Source organism: Nonlabens sp. MB-3u-79, from assembly GCF_002831625.1.
Taxonomy (GTDB): Bacteria; Bacteroidota; Bacteroidia; order Flavobacteriales; family Flavobacteriaceae; genus Nonlabens.
The window spans coordinates 1,495,001-1,500,000 of sequence record NZ_CP025116.1 but is presented as its reverse complement, the minus strand read 5'-3'; the positions used below and the strand labels follow the sequence as shown (position 1 = coordinate 1,500,000).

Below are 5,000 nucleotides of genomic sequence, written 5' to 3'. Positions count from 1 at the left end.
TTCGGTAGTATATTTATGCCCGATTATTATCCATGCCGTACCGCTCGACTAGTGAGCTGTTACGCACTCTTTAAATGAATGGCTGCTTCCAAGCCAACATCCTAGCTGTCAATGCAGTACAACCTCGTTTATTCAACTTAACATACATTTTGGGACCTTAGCTGATGATCTGGGTTCTTTCCCTTTCGGACATGGACCTTAGCACCCATGCCCTCACTGCTAACCACTATTTTATAGCATTCGGAGTTTGTCAGGAATTGGTAGGCGATGAAGCCCCCGCATCCAATCAGTAGCTCTACCTCTATAAAACTTAGTTAACGCTGCACCTAAATGCATTTCGGGGAGTACGAGCTATTTCCGAGTTTGATTGGCCTTTCACCCCTACCCACAGGTCATCCGAAGACTTTTCAACGTCAACCGGTTCGGGCCTCCACTGTATGTTACTACAGCTTCACCCTGCCCATGGGTAGATCACACGGTTTCGCGTCTACCACTGCTAACTACACGCCCTATTCAGACTCGCTTTCGCTACGGCTGCGGATCTGAAATCCTTAACCTTGCTAACAACGGTAACTCGTAGGCTCATTATGCAAAAGGCACGCCGTCACCCAATTAATGGGCTCCGACCGCTTGTAAGCGTATGGTTTCAGGATCTATTTCACTCCCTTATTCAGGGTTCTTTTCACCTTTCCCTCACGGTACTAGTTCACTATCGGTCTCTCAGGAGTATTTAGCCTTAGCGGATGGTCCCGCTAGATTCATACAGGGTTTCACGTGCCCCGCACTACTCAGGATACCGTTATCAATAATGCAACTTACCAGTACAGGACTATCACCCTCTTTGGTTCTTTTTTCCAAAAGATTCCTATTCATTGCACATCAAATATTACGGTCCTACAACCCCAACAATGCCGTAACATTATTGGTTTGGGCTATTCCGCGTTCGCTCGCCACTACTAGCGGAATCACTATTGTTTTCTCTTCCTCTGGCTACTTAGATGTTTCAGTTCACCAGGTTTGCTTCCTTGCGGATGATATATCTTCAATATACCGGGTTGCCCCATTCGGAAATTTGCGGATCAATTCACATGTGCTGATCCCCGCAACTTATCGCAGCTTATCACGTCCTTCATCGCCTCTGAGAGCCAAGGCATTCCCCATACGCCCTTAATTTGCTTATGATATTCAATTTTACCCCACAACGATATGGAGTAAAAACCTATTTTATTTTACTTTTATAATGTAGAAATTAATCTACGTTACTCGTTTAATCTTTTCAATATGTCAATGAACGTTTGTGTATAAATACACTCGTGGAGAATATCGGAGTCGAACCGATGACCTCCTGCGTGCAAGGCAGGCGCTCTAGCCAGCTGAGCTAATCCCCCATTTCAGAAATTTAGAAAATTAATTCAAAATTATGAATATGGAATATAATCCTCAACATCTAAAGTTTCCTAATTATTTTAAATGAACAAATGTGGCAAAACCACAAAAAAAAGTAGTCCCAGGCAGACTCGAACTGCCGACCTCTACATTATCAGTGTAGCGCTCTAACCAGCTGAGCTATGAGACTCTAAATCATTGAACAAAACCTCGCGGCTTCTCTTAATTGACAATTCTTAATATAAAAATAAATAAACACACTAACTAAGTAACTCTGCATTACATCACTCTTGTAGTTTCATTATTTCAGAAACTCCAGAAAGGAGGTGTTCCAGCCGCACCTTCCGGTACGGCTACCTTGTTACGACTTAGCCCCAGTTACCGGTTTTACCCTAGGCAGCTCCTTGCGGTCACCGACTTCAGGCACCCCCAGCTTCCATGGCTTGACGGGCGGTGTGTACAAGGCCCGGGAACGTATTCACCGCATCATGGCTGATATGCGATTACTAGCGATTCCAGCTTCACGTAGTCGAGTTGCAGACTACGATCCGAACTGAGATAGGGTTTGTAGATTCGCTCCTTCTCACGAAGTGGCTGCTCTCTGTCCCTACCATTGTAGCACGTGTGTGGCCCAGGACGTAAGGGCCGTGATGATTTGACGTCATCCCCACCTTCCTCACGGTTTGCACCGGCAGTCTCACTAGAGTCCCCGACATGACTCGCTGGCAACTAGCAACAGGGGTTGCGCTCGTTATAGGACTTAACCTGACACCTCACGGCACGAGCTGACGACAACCATGCAGCACCTTGCAAATTGTCCGAAGAAAAATCTATTTCTAGACCTGTCAAAATGCATTTAAGCCCTGGTAAGGTTCCTCGCGTATCATCGAATTAAACCACATGCTCCACCGCTTGTGCGGGCCCCCGTCAATTCCTTTGAGTTTCATTCTTGCGAACGTACTCCCCAGGTGGGTTACTTATCACTTTCGCTTGGCCACTCAGTACTCAATCGTACCGAACAGCTAGTAACCATCGTTTACGGCGTGGACTACCAGGGTATCTAATCCTGTTCGCTACCCACGCTTTCGTCCATCAGCGTCAATATATTGTTAGTGATCTGCCTTCGCAATTGGTATTCTATGTAATATCTAAGCATTTCACCGCTACACTACATATTCTAACCACTTCACAATAATTCAAGACTAACAGTATCAATGGCAGTGCCGGAGTTAAGCCCCTGCATTTCACCACTGACTTATTAGCCCGCCTACGGACCCTTTAAACCCAATGATTCCGGATAACGCTTGCACCCTCCGTATTACCGCGGCTGCTGGCACGGAGTTAGCCGGTGCTTATTCTTACGGTACCGTCAACTCTCTACACGTAGAGAGATTTCTTCCCGTACAAAAGTAGTTTACAACCCATAGGGCCGTCTTCCTACACGCGGCATGGCTGGATCAGGCTTGCGCCCATTGTCCAATATTCCTCACTGCTGCCTCCCGTAGGAGTCTGGTCCGTGTCTCAGTACCAGTGTGGGGGATCTCCCTCTCAGGACCCCTACCTATCGTAGCCATGGTGAGCCTTTACCTCACCATCTAGCTAATAGGACGCATACTCATCTATTACCGTAACCTTTAATTATTAAATCATGCGACTTAATAATACTATGAGGTGTTAATCCAAATTTCTTCGGGCTATACCTCAGTAATAGGTAGATTGTATACGCGTTACGCACCCGTGCGCCGGTCGCCATCATCTAGCAAGCTAGATATGCTGCCCCTCGACTTGCATGTGTTAAGCCTGCCGCTAGCGTTCATCCTGAGCCAGGATCAAACTCTTCATCGTCGAATCTTTTTAAAGATCATTTAATATATGATGCTTTTTAGAAACTACTTAATTAGCATTGTGCTTATCTATATTTATTATATAACTATTGTTATCACTTTAAAGTGATAACTTTAATTTGTGCTGTCAATCAATATCTCAATGAACATCTTCAAAATCTAAAACTAAAATCTTACAAGAAAACTTCACGATTTCATTGTTGATTTTTTAGCCTTTTTGAAGAACATTTGCCTCGTTAAACATATACCTGTTTTCCTTAGCGGGTGCAAATATACAGACACTATCTGTTACCAACCAAACTTTTTAATGATAAAAAATGAAAATAAATGGAAGTGAAAAACAATAAGCTCATTTACAGCTATTTAATGTTATAAATTATTTTGTTCCCTAATCAAATAACCCTCCAAACCCTACCTACGACACCTTCGCCTCTGCAACAACATTATAACTGCTCCATAAATACCTGTACCCTCAAAACATTAAAATAGCCGAAAGTGCTAACACGATTACTAAATACAAATGGATTAGTTGTGTTTTTTCTGTTTGATTACCTGTGCGGTAATAACAAAACCAAGTTGATAAAGCACAAGTTCTCTTATAATGTTGTGATAATATATAAAATCCAGCTATTTTAAAACAACTACCAAGACCTAAATTCTAAAATACAAAATATGAAGTCTTGAGAAAGACCACTTCTAAACTATATAAAAGGTCACCTGGAAACCATAAGACCTCCTTCCAAATAACCATTAAAATGATAATAAATAATTCTAAAATTGAATAAACTGAAATAGATACTCACACCTAATTTGGTGACGATAAAAATTTTCATCAATAAACGCAAATAAAAGATAACTTGAACAACGAGTAAAGTACTCTTGACGGTTCCCCTTTAGGCTGATATATGACCTAAAGCTTTAACCCTTTCTAAGTAATTCATATAACTAAGCACAACATCAATATACCTTCTTATTAATATTAATTTTTATTATATGACTTATGCATAAGAATAGCAGTACCTTGAGAACATATACTCCCTTAAAGCACTATCATTTTAACAACAAGATGATTTAATCGTGTCATTACAATCTTAAAGTTTAAGACTAATAAAAAAGGGTCTATCGCTTGTTCTAAACTTGAATGAAATCTCAACAATATTCAGATTTGAGTTCAGATCTAAATTAGAAGTACAGCATCTGCATGAAGGATGGAACAGATCTCAATTATGCAAAGCTGATTCTACATAAATCTAGAACTTCCTATTTAAAGTTTAATTTGTCTTACAGGAAGGGAATAGAAAAGGTCGTGTTGACTTATAGTGTAAACTAGTTACAAAAGGCGAAATCTTAAAAATATACAGTATCAAAGCTGAACTCGTATATCTAATTCCTAACCTAATAGTCGCTCTAATAAGATGGAATTGTTACAGAGAGTAAAATAACAACTATTGGAACCCTATTTATAGGGTTCATTTGCAGCATTATATTTTAGATTTGGGGTATAAAAAAACCCTCATCCGTTAGGACAAGGGTTCAAAAGAAGGCGGCGACATACTCTCCCACAAATAGCAGTACCATCTGCGCAAATGGGCTTAACTTCTCTGTTCGGAAAGGTAAGAGGTGAGCCCCATCGCTATAACCACCTTAATGGTTCAGCTGACATAAAGTCAACTGTATAAGTTGACATATTGAAAATATAAACAAGTAAATAAAAAAAGGAATGAATACCTAAGCTTACGGGTAATTAGTATCACTCGGCTATGACATTAC

The 5,000-nt window shown here is 41.0% G+C and carries 2 tRNA genes and 4 rRNA genes (2 of these 6 running past the window's edge); all 6 read right to left on the bottom strand.

Annotated features, from left to right (window positions below):
* Positions 1-1,182, bottom strand: a 23S ribosomal RNA gene (locus CW736_RS06585) (it extends 1,637 nt beyond the left edge of the window).
* A 132-nt stretch (positions 1,183-1,314) separates the two neighbouring features.
* Positions 1,315-1,388, bottom strand: a tRNA-Ala gene (locus CW736_RS06580).
* Between the two features lie 114 nt (positions 1,389-1,502).
* A tRNA-Ile gene (locus CW736_RS06575) sits at positions 1,503-1,576 on the bottom strand.
* 129 nt (positions 1,577-1,705) lie between these two features.
* Positions 1,706-3,231: ribosomal RNA gene (locus tag CW736_RS06570) — 16S ribosomal RNA — on the bottom strand.
* A 1,537-nt stretch (positions 3,232-4,768) separates the two neighbouring features.
* Positions 4,769-4,877 (bottom strand): 5S ribosomal RNA (rrf, locus tag CW736_RS06565).
* 77 nt (positions 4,878-4,954) lie between these two features.
* Positions 4,955-5,000: ribosomal RNA gene (locus tag CW736_RS06560) — 23S ribosomal RNA — on the bottom strand (it continues 2,773 nt past the right edge of the window).
* Together the 16S, 23S and 5S rRNA genes with 2 tRNA genes alongside form the textbook arrangement of a ribosomal RNA operon.